General features: G+C 40.6%; 19 protein-coding genes. All 19 read right to left on the bottom strand.

The features are described 5' to 3' along the window. Nucleotides 1–250: 250 nt before the first annotated feature. Nucleotides 251–448 carry a cold shock domain-containing protein gene (locus FHS19_RS27570; protein WP_105444831.1) on the bottom strand — a complete coding sequence of 66 codons (198 nt, stop codon included), beginning with the start codon at nucleotides 446–448 and terminating at the stop codon, nucleotides 251–253. Nucleotides 449–670: 222 nt separating this feature from the next. Next, entirely contained in the window at nucleotides 671–868 is a 198-nt protein-coding gene (locus FHS19_RS27565; protein WP_105444832.1) for a cold shock domain-containing protein, read from the bottom strand. 523 nt (nucleotides 869–1391) lie between these two features. After that, nucleotides 1392–1664 carry a hypothetical protein gene (locus tag FHS19_RS27560; RefSeq protein WP_246426843.1) on the bottom strand — a complete coding sequence of 91 codons (273 nt, stop codon included), beginning with the start codon at nucleotides 1662–1664 and terminating at the stop codon, nucleotides 1392–1394. Nucleotides 1665–1719: 55 nt separating this feature from the next. Beyond that, nucleotides 1720–2115 (bottom strand): flagellar export chaperone FliS, encoded by a 396-nt coding sequence (gene fliS, locus FHS19_RS27555; RefSeq protein WP_183585129.1) that lies wholly within the window; start codon nucleotides 2113–2115, stop codon nucleotides 1720–1722. A 21-nt stretch (nucleotides 2116–2136) separates the two neighbouring features. After that, nucleotides 2137–3633, bottom strand: coding sequence for a flagellar filament capping protein FliD (fliD, locus tag FHS19_RS27550; protein WP_183585127.1), 1497 nt, complete (start codon nucleotides 3631–3633; stop codon nucleotides 2137–2139). Nucleotides 3634–3651: 18 nt separating this feature from the next. Then, complete coding sequence (locus FHS19_RS27545) at nucleotides 3652–4038, bottom strand: flagellar protein FlaG (RefSeq protein WP_183585125.1); 387 nt, start codon at nucleotides 4036–4038, stop codon at nucleotides 3652–3654. A gap of 130 nt (nucleotides 4039–4168) precedes the next feature. After that, nucleotides 4169–4552 carry a glycerol-3-phosphate cytidylyltransferase gene (gene tagD, locus FHS19_RS27540; protein WP_183585123.1) on the bottom strand — a complete coding sequence of 128 codons (384 nt, stop codon included), beginning with the start codon at nucleotides 4550–4552 and terminating at the stop codon, nucleotides 4169–4171. Between the two features lie 37 nt (nucleotides 4553–4589). Next, nucleotides 4590–8483 (bottom strand): CDP-glycerol glycerophosphotransferase family protein, encoded by a 3894-nt coding sequence (locus FHS19_RS35555; protein WP_183585121.1) that lies wholly within the window; start codon nucleotides 8481–8483, stop codon nucleotides 4590–4592. A gap of 72 nt (nucleotides 8484–8555) precedes the next feature. Continuing rightward, complete coding sequence (locus tag FHS19_RS27530) at nucleotides 8556–10436, bottom strand: glycosyltransferase (RefSeq protein ID WP_183585119.1); 1881 nt, start codon at nucleotides 10434–10436, stop codon at nucleotides 8556–8558. Between the two features lie 137 nt (nucleotides 10437–10573). Further along, nucleotides 10574–11389 carry a flagellin Hag gene (hag, locus tag FHS19_RS27525; RefSeq protein WP_183585117.1) on the bottom strand — a complete coding sequence of 272 codons (816 nt, stop codon included), beginning with the start codon at nucleotides 11387–11389 and terminating at the stop codon, nucleotides 10574–10576. Between the two features lie 131 nt (nucleotides 11390–11520). Continuing rightward, nucleotides 11521–11760: a carbon storage regulator CsrA gene (gene csrA / locus FHS19_RS27520; RefSeq protein ID WP_183585107.1), complete on the bottom strand. Its 240-nt coding sequence runs from the start codon at nucleotides 11758–11760 to the stop codon at nucleotides 11521–11523. 1 nt (nucleotide 11761) lies between these two features. After that, a complete protein-coding gene (locus FHS19_RS27515; RefSeq protein WP_183585105.1) occupies nucleotides 11762–12211 on the bottom strand; it encodes a flagellar assembly protein FliW in 450 nt (149 codons plus the stop codon). A 77-nt stretch (nucleotides 12212–12288) separates the two neighbouring features. Further along, nucleotides 12289–12849 (bottom strand): DUF6470 family protein, encoded by a 561-nt coding sequence (locus tag FHS19_RS27510; RefSeq protein ID WP_183585103.1) that lies wholly within the window; start codon nucleotides 12847–12849, stop codon nucleotides 12289–12291. Between the two features lie 18 nt (nucleotides 12850–12867). Then, nucleotides 12868–13791, bottom strand: coding sequence for a flagellar hook-associated protein FlgL (flgL, locus tag FHS19_RS27505; protein ID WP_183585101.1), 924 nt, complete (start codon nucleotides 13789–13791; stop codon nucleotides 12868–12870). A gap of 21 nt (nucleotides 13792–13812) precedes the next feature. Beyond that, a complete protein-coding gene (gene flgK / locus FHS19_RS27500; protein ID WP_183585099.1) occupies nucleotides 13813–15372 on the bottom strand; it encodes a flagellar hook-associated protein FlgK in 1560 nt (519 codons plus the stop codon). 160 nt (nucleotides 15373–15532) lie between these two features. Beyond that, a complete protein-coding gene (locus FHS19_RS27495; protein ID WP_183585097.1) occupies nucleotides 15533–16033 on the bottom strand; it encodes a flagellar protein FlgN in 501 nt (166 codons plus the stop codon). A 10-nt stretch (nucleotides 16034–16043) separates the two neighbouring features. Beyond that, nucleotides 16044–16328 carry a flagellar biosynthesis anti-sigma factor FlgM gene (gene flgM / locus FHS19_RS27490; protein ID WP_076174595.1) on the bottom strand — a complete coding sequence of 95 codons (285 nt, stop codon included), beginning with the start codon at nucleotides 16326–16328 and terminating at the stop codon, nucleotides 16044–16046. A gap of 178 nt (nucleotides 16329–16506) precedes the next feature. After that, on the bottom strand, nucleotides 16507–16917 hold the full coding sequence (locus tag FHS19_RS27485) for a TIGR03826 family flagellar region protein (protein ID WP_183585095.1): 411 nt from the start codon (nucleotides 16915–16917) through the stop codon (nucleotides 16507–16509). 128 nt (nucleotides 16918–17045) lie between these two features. Beyond that, nucleotides 17046–17942: a ComF family protein gene (locus FHS19_RS27480; protein WP_183585093.1), complete on the bottom strand. Its 897-nt coding sequence runs from the start codon at nucleotides 17940–17942 to the stop codon at nucleotides 17046–17048. Between the last annotated feature and the right edge of the window lie 63 nt (nucleotides 17943–18005).

Genomic DNA, 18005 nt, shown 5'->3' with positions numbered 1-18005 from the left:
AATTGTTAACGCTAAGTAAAAAGGCGTTTTCGGGCGGCTGTCCGCCAAATGAAAGCCCTTTACTCACCCCCGCTGTCCGCCTAAAGCAGGGTAAAATTCCTTAACCGCACAGGAGGAAATGAAACAGGTTCGATCGTGGTAAAATCCGCCGGAACACAAAGAAAGACCCTGGAGATCCAGGGTCTTATCGCTACCGTTCTTCAATTACTTAACCATCGAACCGTATATGTAGGTCGGCCTTGCCGGATGATTATAATTTCGTTACGTTAGCTGCTTGCGGTCCACGAGCGCCTTCGACGATGTCGAATTCAACGTCTTGACCTTCTTCCAAAGTCTTGAAGCCATCAGATTGGATTGCGGAGAAGTGTACGAATACGTCGCCACCTTCAGCAGTCTCGATGAAGCCATAACCTTTTTCTGCGTTGAACCATTTAACTTTACCTTGCATGCACAAACATTCCCTTCGTCGTCAAATAAAGTGTGACTTACGCCCACATTCCTGAATATACCACCCAAACTCGTCCATTGTCAATTGGAATGGAAAGGGGTTTAATTGTATAAAATTCCATATTGATTTACATTTATGTGATTTATAAAGAAGGAATTCCACAGTATAACCATCTGTTTTTCTTCGTTCCATAAATTCATATGTAAATCGATTCAATAAAAACTATAACTTAGTTACATTAGCTGCTTGAGGTCCACGAGCACCTTCGACGATATCAAATTCAACGTCTTGTCCCTCATCCAATGTCTTAAAACCGTCTGTTTGAATTGCGGAGAAATGAACAAATACGTCGCCGCCGTCAGCCGTCTCAATAAAACCATATCCTTTTTCTGCGTTAAACCATTTCACTTTACCTTGCATGCGTTAACATTCCCTTCGTCATCAAATAATGTGAGAGTCCAATATATCTCTGAAACTATTACTGAGAAGGGAGAGGTACACGAGCCTCTCTATTCTGCAGCATAACTAGAAAGTTCAGTTTGTTCAGAGACATCCTGAACATCACATAATATATTTATCTTTTAACCCAATAATTCCTTTATTGAAACAAAAGAAGTTTTTTTATCATTTATTATGATTCTGTAATTAGTACAACCTTACCTCTTTTTCTACCTTCTCACTGACACGCAGAACGGGACCAGCGTGCTGACCGGCTTACTCGACAATCGTTTCATTTATTCATTTAATATTTATTATTCTTTCTTATTCGCGTAGTCGAAATAATTGAATCAGGCCTAAAAACCTAAACCCTTATTACTATTCGGCATCCTTAGTGTACTGCCATATATACAATGAAGAGGTTAACCTTATCTGAAAAGCAAAAAGAGACTAGGAAAATTTTCTAGTCTCTGGATCTCAAACAGTATTCAATAAATGAGAAGTGTCACTTCCTCCGGTCCATGATTATACTATCCGGAGAATACACCGCCTCATATGCGTTACGTTGCATTTTGGCTTGCCCACGATTTTGGAGCCAATTAGCTGCTTCACTCTTAAGGAACTCCATTCTACCTAGAATTATTGAGTCTGCCAGTAATATATTTTTAAGTCTAGTAACTTGTGTCTGTGAAAAAGGATTTTCCTTTTTCAAGTAGTTGATTTCATGAATGAGCTGCTGACGCTCCTCGACAAAAAACTCTATTTCTTCTGATGTCATATCCTGAAGGCGTCCTACCACCGATTCAGTTAATGCCTCTAGTAAAGATATCAACTTATCCATTAGTAATCGCTCGATTCAAGCTTCCAGATGTTATTTTTGCCGCTTCTGCGAAAGTTTCCCGAAGATCAGTCAAGTAACCAAGAGCTTCTTCGGCAGGTATCGCATTTTTCTTTACATTTGCTTCGATTAGCAAATGGTTTATATACTCATACAGAGCAGCAAGGCTTTTTGAAACTTCATAAGATGTATCTAAAGTAGCTATGAGTTCATATATGATAGTCTGGCTTTTACCCAAGCTATTATTTACTTTTTGGAAATCCCTCTTATTCAATCCCTCTATTCCTGAACGAGTAAATCGGATTGCCCCATCAAATAACATCAGCAGGAGTTGACTTGGAGATGTTTGAACAGAGGACTGACGATATTTTTCATAAGGAGATGTAATCATTTTTACTCACCCTTCCATAAATTAATTCGATGTTCCAAAGAGACTTGAGGATTGGGATTGATACTTTGTCATTGCTTGTTCCATAGCTGTAAATTGCTTGTAATATCGATTCTCAATGTCCTCTAGTCTGTTTTGAAGGTCGGCAATCTGCTTATTATAATACTTTAGTTGTTTTCCCATGACACTTTCTTCTTTATAGGAGCTGTTAACATCAGAACTAAACTTCGATGTACCCGCCTTTTTAACCAATTTATCCAGAGTACCGCCCATTTTCTCACTTAGGTCACTAAATATCCCCGAATCTGCTGTTCCTTTAGCGCCTTGAAAAATGCTTACTACTTTATCTGGATCACTCGTTAAAGCTGCTTTTAATTTTTCTTCGTCAATGTTTAGCTTTCCATTTTCATAATACTGTCCTGTAGTTATACCAATAGAGCTTAACTGACCTAACTTTTTAGTAATTACCTCACGCATCGAGCTAATCGTTGATGAAAGAATATCATCATTTTTCAAGAGACCACTTTTTGCCTTTGCTTCCCATGCAGTTATTTCATTCTCTTTCATGTTAGCTTTTTGATCACTTGTGAGTGGAGGGAAATCCCGGTATTTCTGCTCACCTGTTTTAGTAGCTAAGGTACTAATAAGATCATTATAGCTTTCTACAAATGCTTTAATGGAATCTATCGCTTTTTTAGGGTCTGATTGGGTAGAGATAACTGACGGATTACCAGCAGTTGTTGTTTCCATTAAAGTAAGAACTACCCCATTAACTGTTAAGGAGTTACCCTCTGGATTATAGGTTCTAGATGAACCATCAGAGGAACTTATTTTCACTTCAGCATTCGTAGCTGTTTTGACATCAGTTGATGGATTAACTTTGATAAGATTTAAGAAGGAATTTGCCGCTGGAGGGACTGTTTCTCCTGTTATATTAATGTTATTGGCTGCACCAAAATCCCTAGCCGTTATTGAAAATTTCCCACTAATCTCATCAAAAGAAGCCGTTACTTTTGCATCGGAAGAATTAATTCTTCCAATTACTGCAGATATGGTATCTGTCTTAAGAAATGTGACCTTCTTTCCATTGATATTTAGTTCATATGTTTCTTCAGGAGTATCAGTGAGCTGTTCTAGAGTAGTATTCAAAGTTGCATCAGGTTTCGTACTACCAGCCTTTGTCAACCCTTGACCAGTCTGTAGATAAGATTTCTTCGCTAGCTGTGTAACTTCTACTGACATTGACGATCCAGTTGCATTTGCACTAGCTTCGGCCTTTACTGCTGTAGTATTACCTGTTACAGTAGAAAGCTGCGTATTCATTGATCCCGATTTATTGAATTCTTTTAGTTTATTTGTATTGAAGTCTATGATTTTACTATTTATTTCACGGTAGCTATCTCTAGTCCATTCTAAAATTTGCTTTTGCTGATTAAGCTTATCAAGAGGTGCCCGCTGGGCAGTCATCAAACTCTTAACCATACTATCAACATCCATACCTGAAAATCCGTTTATACGCATACGTACATTATTCCTCCTTTAAGCCTTCTGATCAACCAGTATTCCTGCTATTTCCATCATTTTTGCAACGAGATCAAGAGTTTTCTCAGGTGGAATTTCCCTTATTAATTCTCCCGTATCTTTGTTAAGTACCTTGACCATGATTTGATTAGTTTTCTCATGTACGCTCATTTCCAAAATTGTTGTCGGTCCTTGAAGGGCCTTTACAGCTCTATCTATGGCCTTAATCAGTTGTTCATCTCCAAGAGGGACCCGTACACCTTGTTTCTCTAGTTTATTTAATTCCACTCTACTCTTTACTGATTGTATTAGATCATTATTTAAATTGGCAGCATCACTAGGTTGACTTAATCCGTTTGTATTGCCGCTCACCGTATTCGTCGAAAGTGAAATTTGTAAATTCATCTTACAACCTCCGATGGCTTTATTTATTATATTTATCGGTCAAAATTAGAGCGGATTGAAGAGGTGAAATAAGACGAATTAAAGTATAAGAGCTTTGTTATATAGTTGAAGAAAAAACTTCTGAGTGAAATCAGAAGTTTCCCATTAATTCTTTTATTTGGCTTGAGGAGATATCAGGTGCACGCGGGAAATAAACTACTTCACAATTTAAATTATCAAACTTACCTTTCCAGTCATCCCCTATCACAAAGACATCAATACCGTATTTAACAATATCCATCGATTTTTGTTCCCAGTTCTCTTCAGGAATAATTCTATCAATATATTTAATGGACTCCAGCAAATTTTTTCTTTGTTCAAATGATAGGAATGACTTTTTTCCTTTTAATTCATTAAAGGAATCAGTGGATAAACCTACAGTTAAATGATCTCCGAGAGACTTTGCTCGCTTCAATAACAATATATGCCCATAATGGAGAAGATCAAATGTTCCGTAAGTTATGACTTTTCTCAAAGTACCACCCTTTCGAGAATAATTCTTCCATACAATATCAACTAGTAAAATTTAAAATGTTACTTTTAAGGGTAAGTTCCTCCTTAAGTTGTTTATCCATACATACAGCAGCTGCTTTTTGGTAAAATAACCCTGATTGATTAGCTTGGCCTAGCTGCTCATAGATTATTGCCAAGCTATACAAAGCATCAAAATAGCTCGAATCAATAGAATATGCTTGAAGTAAATAATATAACGCCGTCTCTAAATCTCCTCGGCTGTAATAAGATGTGGCTGCAATTGTGTTCAGTTCACTACTTTGCTCAACTAACTCCCTGTTTAAACTCAACATATCATCAAATTGCTTCAATTGGGCTTTCTCCATAAAAATAATTAACTGATCCTTAATTTCATCTAACTTTAAGTGCAATTTCATTTCATGAACGAGTTTTCTCTCAGCATCAAGATTCAATTCATTGTCTATCAATCCCCAGACACGCTCAGCTGAACAAGAGTCAGTATGGGTATGAATGATATTTTTAATCCAATTTCGTTCCGCAAGATAATAATCACGATCCGATAATAATTTTGAAAGTTCCACTTGCAACTGATTCTGACTAGTTACTTTTGGTCCAGGTATCCAAGTTTCATAAGGCTCCAGCAAAAATCCTCTTTTTTTCTCGTAAGTTTTCAAATCTACCGGAGCAAATAAAACCGGACGATCTAACAATAAATAATCGAAGTATATTGAGGAGTAATCTGTTATAAGCAGATCAATACTGCTAAGAAGCTCATAAAGATCCAACCCACTCGCACAAATTTCATCTTCTGTTAAAAGTTTAATTCTATTGCTATTAAAATTTTCAATTTGTTCTTTAACTATGGTTTCTTCTACCCAATGTAATTTGACTATTAGGTAGATTTTTTTTTCTTCCAAATAAGATTCGAATTCCTCTTGATTAAACTCTTCAAATCCAAAGAGATTTCCCCAGTTTCGATCACCTTCATTATGAGTAGGATTAAACTGGGAAGATCGGAAGGTTGGCGTAAACATAATTAGATTTTGCCCATCCAAGTTACTCTCGAATAACTTTGCAAACCATGATCTGTAGTTCTTGCTCAACAAATCATTCCTTGGTGCACCTGTGACTTGATATTTAGATATATCCAATCCTATACAGGCATTAAACAATGTATTAAACATTCCTGAATATGAAGTAATATAATCGACTTTCTCCCACCAAGACCTTAATTGTTCCGCTGATCTTAAGTCACCTGGGTCCATATTTGCCATTGCTTTAAGTGGAAACCCGTGCCACAACTCAATATTTATCTGTTTGTGATTGAAAGGATAGTTCGCTTGCGTTGTTACCACTACATCGCTTTCTTTAACAAAAGAATCATAATCCTCGTACCTTTGTTCCTGAAATAATCTAACCTCATACCTTTCTCTAATATAATTGGGCATACCTCGTAACAAGCCTATTGAATTACACCCAGAGTTGGTTGTACTTATCAAAGATATTTTTGCATCGGAGCTTTCTTCAAGAAGTGACTCCATTTTTTTTATAATATTCCGATCACTTTTTTCTACATACCGAGAGTATTGCTTTAAAGCTTTAAACTTACTCCCAATTTGATCCAGAAGCTCAGCAAGTAACAATCCAGCCCGTTTGTTGGGCATAGTTCTATCAACCAGCTGAAGAAACTTTAGCGCTTCATTAGTCCCCCCCTGCTTAATAAGTAGGCGTGTTTTTAAAATATTTATAAATAGTGGGTCCTCTGGTGAAAAGGCTGCCTCAAGCTGTTCAATTAGCTTCGTTGCCGAGTCCAGATTGTCTTTTTCAATCCATTCATTGATCAGGGATTCTATTTCATCCTTTTGTTCTTCTGATAAAACATCACCAAGTGCATATTCGTAAATACTAAATTTATCCCTTAAATACTCACTAACAGGTGACCCCTTACTCGATTTCATCACTTTAATAATTTCATTTTTATCTACTTCCACTTCAATGATGTATTGAACATATAAATCAAATAATTTTTTTATAGCAGTATCCTGTATTAGTCGAGAATATTTATAATAAGTCGGATAATCATTTATTAGTAAATAAGTTAGCGGGTAAATATACTCGTACTCTGTTTGTTCAAATCGATAAATAATTTCATTCTTCAACTCTTCTCTAACATATTTCAAATTAGGAACTGCTTCTAGCAATTCAGATAAATTGTTATTTACAATCAGAGATCTAATATATTGCTTCTCAGTATAACATGTATTCTCCATATGATAAGAGCTTCTTGCCTCGACCTCAAAGGATTCACTATCTATCAAATTTAAATAAACTGCCCTCATTGTTTTAAAAATAGCTGAACAATAATTTTCAGATAATTGGGATATTTGACGTCCTATTTTTTCAATTTCTTCTTCTTGTCTAAGGGACCCGATTTTCCCATCTGCTATTCCGCATAGAAGTGCAGCCCTAGAATTCCAACTATTTTCAGCTAAAAAATTACTGATTGTATGACTATCTATTTTTATACCAAGAGCCTTATCAATCGCTGAAGAAAAAGTATCAGAATCCTTACCTAAGAAGGTGTAAGGTTTATCTATTGCAGAATCAGGTATAAAGGTTGTTACTACAGGTAAACCGCATGCAATGTACTCATAATGCTTAATAGGATCACAATTAATAATGATATCGCTGTACGATTTGAAGGGGATTATACCCACTTGCATATGAGACAAATATTCTTTTAGTTCACTGTGCTTTTTTGCTCCAATAAAATAAAGGTTTGGCAGAGAATTTGATAAAATGTCCTTACCAAACCCAATAATAACAAAAGATTTATCTGGGTTTGCTTTCACTACATCATAAAACAGTTCAGTATCGAACCATTCATATAAAGCACCCATATAGACTATCCTTGGCTCAGGGATATGACGAATATCTTCTGGTATTTCACTTTTTTTAGAAATAAAATCCACTTCATTAACAGCATTCTTAGAAATAAGAACATTTTTTCTTTTTTCGATTGCTGTACGTTGTAGGTATAAGGATGTTGAAGTTGTAGTAATAAAATCAGCAGTGTTCATTAAAGCATGTTCCCATATCACGTCGTTCTTGTGTCCCCAAAATGCATATTCTAAGTCTGTATGATCATCGACGCAATCATATATGTGATAAAACTCGCCGGTTATTTGCTCTAAAACAGTTACCTGATAAGGCATATAAGTGATAATAACAGGCTTTTCATGGAGCGAAGCATGCAAAATATTCTGAACAAGATCAGCATAGTTATTTATTAGGTTTCTATCTTTAATGACGGATATAGGTTGCAGGACATTGACACCATTCTCCATTCTAATGTTATCTAATGAATACTTTGTAAGATCATGAACGGTAAGATTATCTTCACCTTCAGTAACACTGGCGTTAACACTAGGTTCCATAAAGATTACCTCGTGTCCAAATTTCACCAAAGATTTTGAAATATGATGCATTCTTTGCTGAATATCCCCCCAACCGCAGGAGGACATGATAATAAAAGTTTTACTATTACCGTAAGCGGCTGTCTCATAAATCTGATTCAATGCAATTTCCTGGTTTTGATTGTAAATTTGAGATAATTCTTCTCTTAGCTGACTATCGTTGGTATAGCGATAGGTAAGACCATAATACAATGCAGAATCACTAAGATAACCCAAATGTTCTGATGCGACGGCGTAATTAAATAAAGCATCGGCATTTTTTCTATTGATCGCTAAAGCCTTTTCGAGGCATTTGTGAGCTGTATCATATTCACCCAATTTCAAACAAAGTAATCCTCTAAGATTCCAGTAATCAGCATTGTTTAAATACTCTTGCTCATATTCTTTGCACAAATTGTATGCATCTTGTATTTCATTATTATTAATACAATTGGTTATCTTTTCTAATTTATTCACAGTCTTACCTCCGTTGTTTAGGAAAAAATAAATGTTCCATGTAAATTAACGCATCGAGGGAAGTACATGTATTCAACAATTTACAGCCCATAGGGAATTTGGAAAATTACGCATAATAAATTCTTTAATATTTCGAGCATCCTCTATCTCACCAAGTTTAATAAATAAATCGTGACATTTCTCATAGGTACTGTATTCTGGCGAAATTTTCATAAGTTTATTGTAGAAAAGTTGGGCATCTTGAAGATAATTTGAATTCATACAAATGTCCCCTAGCAGTTTAAGCACTCTTGTATCATTCGGATATGCTTCGAATAACTTAACCAATAAATCAATAGCAACCTCACTAAAGCCATAATCTGCGACTATTCTACATACCTGGACTTTCACTTGTAGGGAACCCTTCCAAATACAATTTAGCATACGTTCAAAAACTTCATATTCTTGAAGCTCAAGTAACCGTTTAATAGTCCCTTCTAGGAGTTTCTCTGAAAGTGAACTTAGTTGACCATCACATAGATCATGATTTTCTACAATATTATGAATGATCACACTTTCTTTACTGCTTAAATTCAATAAAGGTTTTGCTTTATGAAAAAGTTCAATATCATTTAACAACAACGCTAATAATAAAACATCCTCACCATTTTGCTCAGGGATTTTTTCCATACCTAGCCATAAAGATTTTGCTTCATTGTATTGCCTATCATACTGAGATCCAACTGCCAACACATTTTCCTCTACCCTAATATTAAATTCTTTTAAATATTTGTTAAGTAATGGATGCCTCAGTGAGTATAATACTTCCAAAAGCAGCTTAAGTTCCTCTATATTAGAAGTCTTATAGATAACTTCGATATTCTGATACACGTCTTCTACTGATATGTTAGCTTTAGTAACAATCTGAAAATATTTATTCACTGCCCCCATAAATGTTTTCTTTATTTTTATCGACTCTATAATGTGTTCATAACTCTTCGAAAGTTGAAGCTTATTCTCATAAATCTCTGCTAACCGATAATGAGCCATATAACTTCCATTACCTTCTGTGACTGTTACCCCTTGATCTCCAAGTTTAAGACATTCCTCGAAGGACTCTATCGCATCTCTAGTGTATCCTGCTTCCATGAATATCGAACCCTGCAAATAGTGTAAGTCAGTGACGTCGGAATAAATAGTAACTGCCTCATTAATAATCTCTAGTGCCTCGTCATATCTTTTCTGTTCGCTCAAACAATAACCTAATGTACTTACCAGTTCTGGAACAATAACTAGTTCTTTACTTAATGGGTACGCTTTTTTAAGATATTCAATTGCCTTTTCGTACTCTCCAATAGACATGTACGTTCTCCCCATGTTAAACAAGTTATAGGCTGTGGGGTTTTCTTCGACCTCTTGAATCATCAAAGGTAAATTCCTTTTATCTTTCTCACGGTTACTCATCATGTCATCAGTATAGCCGGTATGATTTATCACTACAGAGCCAAAGGTACAAGTGTAATTAGCCCCTTCATCCATTGTATTCAAGTGTTCATGGAGACGATTGCGATAGAGTAAGCCTCTATAGTTTGCGAATAATCTCACCGCTGTATGGTTTATCGCTCTTCCATAAGAAAGAATATTGTGAATTTTCAGAAAATAATAATCGAATCCCGTACTTATTTCTGCTTTTAAGTCAGCATCAGAGGGTAAATACTCGTCAGCATCAAGCACCAGAATATAGTCAGACTTAGCATATTTCAAGGACTCATTCCTAGCCGCTGCAAAATCGTCACTCCATTGGAAACAATAAATTTCTTTAGTATATTCTTTTGCTATATCAATAGTTGCGTCTGTCGAACCTGTATCAACAATTACAATCTGATCCACTTTATCTTTGACACTATCTAGACACTTTCTAAGACAGTCTTCTTCATTTTTAACAATCATGCACAAAGAAATGGTTTTATACATTATCAGTTATCCCCTCGTAGGCACACTTTAATTTATTATTAACTACTATATCGGTTGAAAGGTGATTGCTGATTAGCTTTGAATATATACAAAAAAAGGCTGCCGAGAATAATCTCGACAGCCTTTTTTGCTTAAAATTAACGAAGCAGTTGAAGTACAGCTTGTGGCTGTTGGTTAGCTTGTGCCAACATTGCTTGAGCTGCTTGAGCAAGGATGTTGTTCTTCGTTTGATTCATCATTTCTTTTGCCATATCTACGTCGCGAATACGGGATTCAGCTGCAGAAAGGTTCTCAGATGTTGTTCCAAGGTTGTTAATCGTGTGTTCCAGACGGTTTTGGTTTGCACCCAGCTTAGCACGTTCAGCGGAGACAGTCTTGATAGCAGCATCAAGAACTGAAAGCGCTGCGTTAGCACCTGTTTGAGTTCCGATAGCAACAGAGGTGAGACCCAGGCTAGCTGCTCCCATGTTACCAATGGACAAGCTGATAGATTGGCTTGTATTAGCACCAATTTGGAATACAGCGCCGCTAACACCAGAACCGTTAAGCAATTTCTTTGTGTTGAACTCAGTATCTGTGGAGATACGAGTAACCTCTTTGGTCAACTCGTCTACTTCTTTTTGAAGTTCTGCACGGTCATCATTTGTATTGGTATCATTGGCAGATTGTACTGCCAACTCACGAATACGTTGCAAGATGCTGTGTGTTTCGTTCAGTGCACCCTCAGCAGTTTGGATCAAAGAAATACCGTCTTGGGCATTCTTGGAAGCCATGTCCAAACCACGGATTTGTCCGCGCATTTTTTCGGAAATAGCCAAACCTGCAGCATCGTCACCAGCACGATTAATGCGAAGACCAGAAGACAGTTTTTCAATTGCTTTGTTTGTGTTTGCTTCGTTGACACCCAACTGACGGTGAGTGTTCATAGCAGCAATGTTATGATTGATAATCATTGTAATATTTCCTCCTTGAAAAAGTTATGTCCACATCCATGTGGTTGCGAATTTCGTAAAGGTCGGCCGCCCCTTCGAAATAATCGTCTAATATATATATCGACAGAAATTAAGTTCTGTTTATAGCTTTTTTAATAATTTTTTGTTTCTTTTAAATGTTTAAGCAGTCCCTCTAATTCCCCAGGATTAGCCGTAGCGGACTCTAAATTTGCCTCTTTAATGGAAAGATAAATCTCCTTCCGGAATATATCTATATGATCCGGAGCTGTGATCCCAAGCCTTACGTTATCACCTTCAACCGCCAGTATAGTTATTTCAATCTCGTCTTGAATAATTATTGATTCTCCTTTTTTTCTTGAAAGAACCAGCATCCTATTCACCGTCCTTTTTGAACCCCTGGTTTATCAAAAAATCTAGCAAGCCATGTTTAGTCCGGTAATTAGCCCTATTTAAGACAATCTGCCTTCCAATTAAATTTTTAGGGTTAAGAACTACTGGCGCTAGTAAGTTTATAGTGGAGGTATCCCAAGGTTCTCGTACTGTAACTATACAACGGATTAAAACTTCATCCTTAATCCCTAATTCCTCTGTCTCATGATCAGGCAAATCAAATTCGTAGTCCGGGTAGAACAAAAATGGATCGACTAATAAAAAAGATACCATTTTGTTTTTTACTGATTGTAAATAATAGAAGGGTCCCTCCTCACCATCTATCAATGCAAACTGCGTCTCGTTCTCAAATCCCGGAACCCCCCTCGGAAATTTGTATACCCGATTATTTGAAATATTCAATGAACCCCATGATAAAGTTTCTATCACCATAAAATATCACTCCTATCAAATAAAGAAAAGCTATAGATGGCAAGAATACGGCACGCACATCTCTAGCTTAGATTTTACTACATTAACACATCTATCTTAGGTGGGATAAAGGATATACTCGGGTACTGAACCATATGAATATCCAACTTTCCAGGTATATATTCAATTTCCGGTTTCCTTATAGTCACCTGGATCTCTACCCCTCCCTTATGATATTCAATTAATGGAGGTTTTGTATCGATATGGATATCCACGTTATCAATAGAGGCTGGTCCACGAAACTCTGGAAAAGAAGCCGACTGAAAACCTTCCCCAAATACCTCCCCAATAGTGTTGCCCGGTTTATAAAAACAAGCCATCCTGTTCCCTTGTTCCACACGATTGGCTATACCTTGAAGATAAATCTGCTTTAAACCTGAATAAATACGCTGGTTCACCTCAAGTAAACCTCCACCAGTATAGGCAGCAAGAGCTCGGGATTGATCAATTTCCAACTGCAGTGGGTATTGGTGAATTTCCCAATTACCAGGCTTGGTCCTCATCTCCACCTGTGCTTTTGGTTGTTGTATCGAAAAACTTCCAGGATCAGCGTCAATCATAATCCGGCCTGGTATCTGATGAATCTGCAAAATCCGCATTCAATCAGACCTCCTTACCTACCTCAAAAAGTCGACTAAAGAAGGTTGGATAATCTTGGAGCCGGCTGATAAAGAAGCGTTATAAATATTCTCTTGTATTTTGGAGTTCATAATTAACCCTGCATAATCTGCGTCTTCAGTCTTCGACTGAAGTTCAGTTAAGTTTGTATTAAGATCACTTAGTCTGTCCTGCATTAGTTCAATCCGATTTGTTTTAGCACCAAGCTCAGCACGAGCAGTCAGTATAATCTCCATCCGGCTATCAATATTATTCAATTGAGCTGAAACCCCAGTGGTATCTCCTGAGGTCAAAGCGGCCGAAATATTATCCATAATATTAAAAATATTGTCTATATCCGTCCCACTACCAAATATATCAGTTCCGGTCAGATTAATAGGCATCTGCACACTTTCACCAACTGAATAATTTATTAATCCAGTATCCGTTGTAAGTGAACTTAAGCTTGTAGTATCAGATGTTCCGTCTGCATTTTTGGGGAAATCATACGGTTTGCGGTAAAATGCCTCACCGTTAAAAATGTATTTCCCGTTAAGTTGACTATTTGCTATATCAATTAATTGCTCTTTTAATTGTGAGACCTCTTGTTTGATACTATCGAAAGCGGATTGCGGATTCGTATCGTTAGATGCTTCCACAGCCAATTCCCGCAATCGTTGAATAACTTCCCCAGTTTGACCAAGCACCGTATCGTTAAAATCCAGCCAGGACAGCGCGCTGTCCACGTTGGATGTGTATTGGTCATTGGAAGCCAGCTCCGAACGGTAGCGAAGCGAGTAGGTAATGCCCACAGGATCATCCGAAGGACGATTCAGCTTGCGGCCGGTGGCCAGCTGGTTCTGCGTGTTGTTCATCTCTCGCGCGTTGCGGTTCAAGTTCAGGAGCAGCTGGGAGTTCATCATATTGGAAGTCACTCTAAGCATTGGTTAACCCACCTTTTACCGTTATCTTCCTACAGTTCCTGTAGAGTTGATCAGTTTATCCAGCAGCTGGTCAAATGTGGTCATAAACCGCGCGGACGCGCCGTACGCATGCTGGAACTTGATCAGGTTGGCCATCTCCTCGTCGAGGGATACGCCGCTGACCGACTGCCGCTGACTCTCGACCTGCTGTACCAAAATGTCCGAGTTTTGCGTCTGCCGGCTCGCTTCCTGGGCCTGTACCCCCAGTTGTCCCACCATCGAGCTGTAGTAGCCGTCGATCGTCGTGGAGCGGGTACCGTTCGGCGAAGTAAAGTTGGTCTGCTTCATGTTGGACATGAGCAAAGCCAGCGTGTTGTTCCCTTGAATGACCTTCTCGTCCGTTCCCGTACCTTCGGTTCGCATCGAGGTGGCAATCAGGGTTGGATCTTCTGCAATCTTCGTGTTCAGCCGGATAGTTCCCGCCGTAATCGGACCGCCGTCGCTCGATTCAAAGAAGGGCAGACCGCCCGTCGTGGTCCCATCCATCGTATAACCCAATTGGTGCAGCCCGTTCAGGCCTTTGACCGTCACCACGGTATCCTGATCGACAACCCGCCCGGTAATGCCCGGAAGGGTGACGCCGGCTGGCAGTACGCTGCCTTTAGGAATCGTGATCTGGATATCGCCGTTCGCCAAGGTATTGGCCAAATCGTTCAGCTGCTTCTGGTAATCCTTCACGTAGCCTTCGCGGGACGCAATGATGCCGTGCACCTCTCCGCCCTGCAAATTCCCTGACGCATAGGCTGCTTCAAGAAAAGCGCCGCGATCATCCGGACCAGCACCATCCACATCCGCACTTACAGCAAACCCTTCGACGAGGGCTTGTCCACCCATCGAAATGTTATAGCCCTGGTCGGTGTCCTGGACCGTGATGTTAATGATTTTGGACAGCTTGTCCGTCAGCAGGTCGCGTTGGTCTCTAAGGTCATTGGCGTTGTCCCCAAGCCCCTCAATCCGTGTGATCGACTGATTCAGGTCCGCGATGGAGTTCAGGTAGTTTTGAACCTCGCTGGCTTTCACGCCGACGTTGGCGGTCAAGTCCTGGCTCATTTTATCCAATTGGCCGCTCATATAGTTCATTGCATCCGTCAAAGCCGTCGCATTTTCCTTGACGACTTTGCGTGCCGAGGCACTTTCCGGATCCTTGCTCAGGTTGGACCAGGAGTTCCAGAAGTTGCCGAGCACCTTGCTGATGCCCGTTTCCGACGGTTCATTAAAAATGCCCTGCAGCTTGTCCAGCGTGTCCGATTTGATTGTCCAGCTGCCGTTGGCGTTGCTCTCACTGCGGAACTGCGTATCGAGAAAGCTCTCGCGGATCCGTTCAACTGACTGATATTCAACCCCAGTGCCCAGCTGCCCGGGTGCAATGGAGCGGTTCATGCCGTAGGCCTCAATCGGGCGGGACGCCTGCATTTTCACCGTTTGCCGGCTGAAGCCTTCCGTATTGGCGTTGGCGATGTTATGACCGGTCGTACCCAGTGCAGCCGTCTGCGTAAACAGACTGCGCTTGGCCGTCTCGATGGAATGGAATGTGGATGTCATGCAACAAAATCCTCCTTCACGTTCGGGGGAGAGCCGGGCTCACCCATGTCTCAATAGCCCCACGTCGTTGTGGGTCTTTGCTTCATCGTTGGTTCATGTGAAAATTTACGGGGAGCCCCGACACTCGTAATGCTCATAAGAAAAGTAGACTTTAAAGGGCCTATGCCCTTGAATCGAAAAGGCCGCTTCGGGCCACGTTCCCGCTCCGATCCGCCGGATGGTGGTAGGTGACATCCTGATTTGGTCGGCCGACCAGAATATCCAGGGACAAATCTATAAACGAAAGCGACTGCTCGATCAGCTTCTGGTTCAGCTCGTTCGCCCTTTTCAGCTTTTGCAGGGTCTCCGACAGCTTCTCCTGAATGGCAAGCAGCCGCTTCTTCTCTTCCACGTCAAAAACAAGCCGCGACAGTTCCGTCAGATTCAGGTTCAATTCCGATTTGATGCCGCGTTCGCGTAAATACTGCTGGGCGGAGACCGCGCGCTTCTGTTCGAGAATTTCGATCTGCTTCACCAGCTTGGCTTCCTGGTTCATGATCTTGATGAGAGATTCAACTTCGTTGGCAATGATGGCTTTCTTCTTCTCCGCGGTCAAGTCCAGCATATGGAGATGAACCGTGTCCAGCTGCTCCAGCAGGTCGTTTAAAGTATGAACAGACATATGGGGTCACCTAATTCCTTGGAAACTCTTTAAAATAGGGCATCAGCTTATCGGCCAGTTTACCAGCATCCACTTGATAGGTGCCGGAAGCGATTCTCTGCTTCAGATCCTCGAGCTTCTTCGCTCTCTCCGGGTCATTAGCACGGCTCTGGGCCTCAAGCATTTCAATCGCCTCCGAGGAAATGGAAACCTGGTCTTTCTTGCGTGCAGGCTTTTGCGCTTCCTGCCGCTGCGTCTCCATATTCCGTTGATAAGGGTTAACTCCACCAATTCTGCCGGTATCATTAATTTTCATATCTTCCACCTTCTTTCACAATATGCGGGCTGCTCCGCCGGGTACTCCCCCGGCTTCCCAAGCCGACACGTCAGCCCGTTCGCATGCAAAATGCAAACAACCGATAATCTTTACTAAGTTTATCGGTCATCACTGAATCATTATTAATAGCTGCTGCCGTTTTTAGTGCGGCAGTCGGTTATTTGTGGAATTTATCCACGACGCGGTAGGCACCTTCACCCGGTTTTCTAGGACCAGAATCCTGATCTTGGCCTGCTTGAGTAGCCTGGCTGAGCTCCCGGGTCAGACGGGTGCGGCAAGAGTCGCACATATGCCCCTCACGAATCAGCGTTCCGCATACCTCGCACGGATACATCAAGTTCGGTGCGTTCACGACCGAGATGCGGCCCTCACGGACAAAACTCGTAATCTGCTTGACGGAAACACCCGTCGCTTCCGACAGCTCCTGTATATTGGCACCCTTCTGCTCCCGCAGGTAATCCACGCAAATCTCGTATTCGCGTTCGATTTCCTTGATGCAGTTCGGGCAAATGTCTCTGAAATTGGCAGCGAACAATCTGCCGCAGCGAGGGCAATTCGCAAGATCCATCGTACTTCTCCCCCTATCGAATACCAAATCAAGCCATGATGATATGGTTCTAGATTACCTTATCCGGACTCCCCTCGTCCATCTTAATTTACGAGATTCGGTAAATCCTGACATGATTCTTATCGGTATTACGAACGGGCCCATGTCAGGCTGTACACCTCGGTGGCAAGCCCTAATCCCCGGTGCAATGTATCCCGCAGCACCTCTGCGCACGCATTGATCGTGCTTCCCGTCGTATAGATGTCGTCTATTAAAAGAATTTGCAGGGGCCGAGGGGCATCTTGAGCTGTTATTGCATGTCCATCACTATCATAACGATTCATCACGCTATTACTATGGCTTGCATTAGATGATATCCCATATGTACGCATATATAACGATAAGGCAGCTGCTAACCCCTCCTGATGCAAAGCAAATACATTCTTCATCGATTCAATCCGCTCCTGACGGGATTTATAGCTCTGTTTGGCGGTGTGCTCCCTGCGGACCAAAAGCGGCATGACCGGGATGCGATGCTTGCTTCCAAGCCCTCTCGCCAGCACCTCCGCCTGATTAAATCCCCGCTCCTTCAAACGGACTTCGCTTACAGGTACATAAGTAATCACATCGGGCTTCCATAACGCCTGTCCCGATGATTCTCTTAATCTATGGAAAAAGGGTACCTCTGGCAAAACGGAGCCGACCAGTGAAATAACATTGGAAATAACCGCTGAAAAGAATCCAATAGTGGCATCCGATTGAATACGCTGATTTTGGGGATGGAATGTGTGAAATGTATGGCCTGGTGCAGCGTCTGAACTACGCGTTGAAAATAAACTTGGCCAAGATGCTGAAATTCCAGTAGACGAAATTGAGTCCCAAGAAGACGACATGAGTTTTCCTTGTGCCAGTTCAGGGTTAAGGCCGAGCAACAGGCTACTTAGTTCCTCCTGCATCTGTAGGTAAGCCCGGCTCAGCATATGGACAATCAGATCAGCGTATTTCTCATGCCCGCGATACTTGTATTGGGCCAGCCATTCCCTCATCACTTCATTATATTGGACAGCGCTCCGGTTACAGACAAAAGACCGGCGCCTCATCTCATTCCG

Source organism: Paenibacillus rhizosphaerae, assembly GCF_014192015.1.
GTDB lineage: Bacteria > Bacillota > Bacilli > Paenibacillales > Paenibacillaceae > Paenibacillus_AQ > Paenibacillus_AQ rhizosphaerae.
Note: the sequence above shows the minus strand (reverse complement) of the source record. Positions and strands in the feature narration are given on the sequence as shown.

Bases quoted from the DNA above. Each gene is read 5' to 3' on its own strand.
- csrA (WP_183585107.1), bottom strand. From the start codon at position 11,760: ATGCTGGTTCTTTCAAGAAAAAAAGGAGAATCAATAATTATTCAAGAC.
- FHS19_RS27495 (WP_183585097.1), bottom strand. From the start codon at position 16,033: ATGTCTGTTCATACTTTAAACGACCTGCTGGAGCAGCTGGACACGGTT.
- flgM (WP_076174595.1), bottom strand. From the start codon at position 16,328: ATGAAAATTAATGATACCGGCAGAATTGGTGGAGTTAACCCTTATCAA.
- FHS19_RS27485 (WP_183585095.1), bottom strand. From the start codon at position 16,917: ATGGATCTTGCGAATTGCCCTCGCTGCGGCAGATTGTTCGCTGCCAAT.
- hag (WP_183585117.1), bottom strand. From the start codon at position 11,389: ATGATTATCAATCATAACATTGCTGCTATGAACACTCACCGTCAGTTG.
- FHS19_RS27545 (WP_183585125.1), bottom strand. From the start codon at position 4,038: ATGAATTTACAAATTTCACTTTCGACGAATACGGTGAGCGGCAATACA.
- FHS19_RS27515 (WP_183585105.1), bottom strand. From the start codon at position 12,211: ATGGTGATAGAAACTTTATCATGGGGTTCATTGAATATTTCAAATAAT.
- fliS (WP_183585129.1), bottom strand. From the start codon at position 2,115: ATGATTACATCTCCTTATGAAAAATATCGTCAGTCCTCTGTTCAAACA.
- flgL (WP_183585101.1), bottom strand. From the start codon at position 13,791: ATGCTTAGAGTGACTTCCAATATGATGAACTCCCAGCTGCTCCTGAAC.
- FHS19_RS27480 (WP_183585093.1), bottom strand. From the start codon at position 17,942: ATGAGGGAATGGCTGGCCCAATACAAGTATCGCGGGCATGAGAAATAC.
- fliD (WP_183585127.1), bottom strand. From the start codon at position 3,633: ATGCGTATAAACGGATTTTCAGGTATGGATGTTGATAGTATGGTTAAG.
- FHS19_RS27510 (WP_183585103.1), bottom strand. From the start codon at position 12,849: ATGCGGATTTTGCAGATTCATCAGATACCAGGCCGGATTATGATTGAC.
- flgK (WP_183585099.1), bottom strand. From the start codon at position 15,372: ATGACATCCACATTCCATTCCATCGAGACGGCCAAGCGCAGTCTGTTT.
- FHS19_RS27530 (WP_183585119.1), bottom strand. From the start codon at position 10,436: ATGTATAAAACCATTTCTTTGTGCATGATTGTTAAAAATGAAGAAGAC.
- FHS19_RS27560 (WP_246426843.1), bottom strand. From the start codon at position 1,664: ATGACATCAGAAGAAATAGAGTTTTTTGTCGAGGAGCGTCAGCAGCTC.
- FHS19_RS27570 (WP_105444831.1), bottom strand. From the start codon at position 448: ATGCAAGGTAAAGTTAAATGGTTCAACGCAGAAAAAGGTTATGGCTTC.
- FHS19_RS27565 (WP_105444832.1), bottom strand. From the start codon at position 868: ATGCAAGGTAAAGTGAAATGGTTTAACGCAGAAAAAGGATATGGTTTT.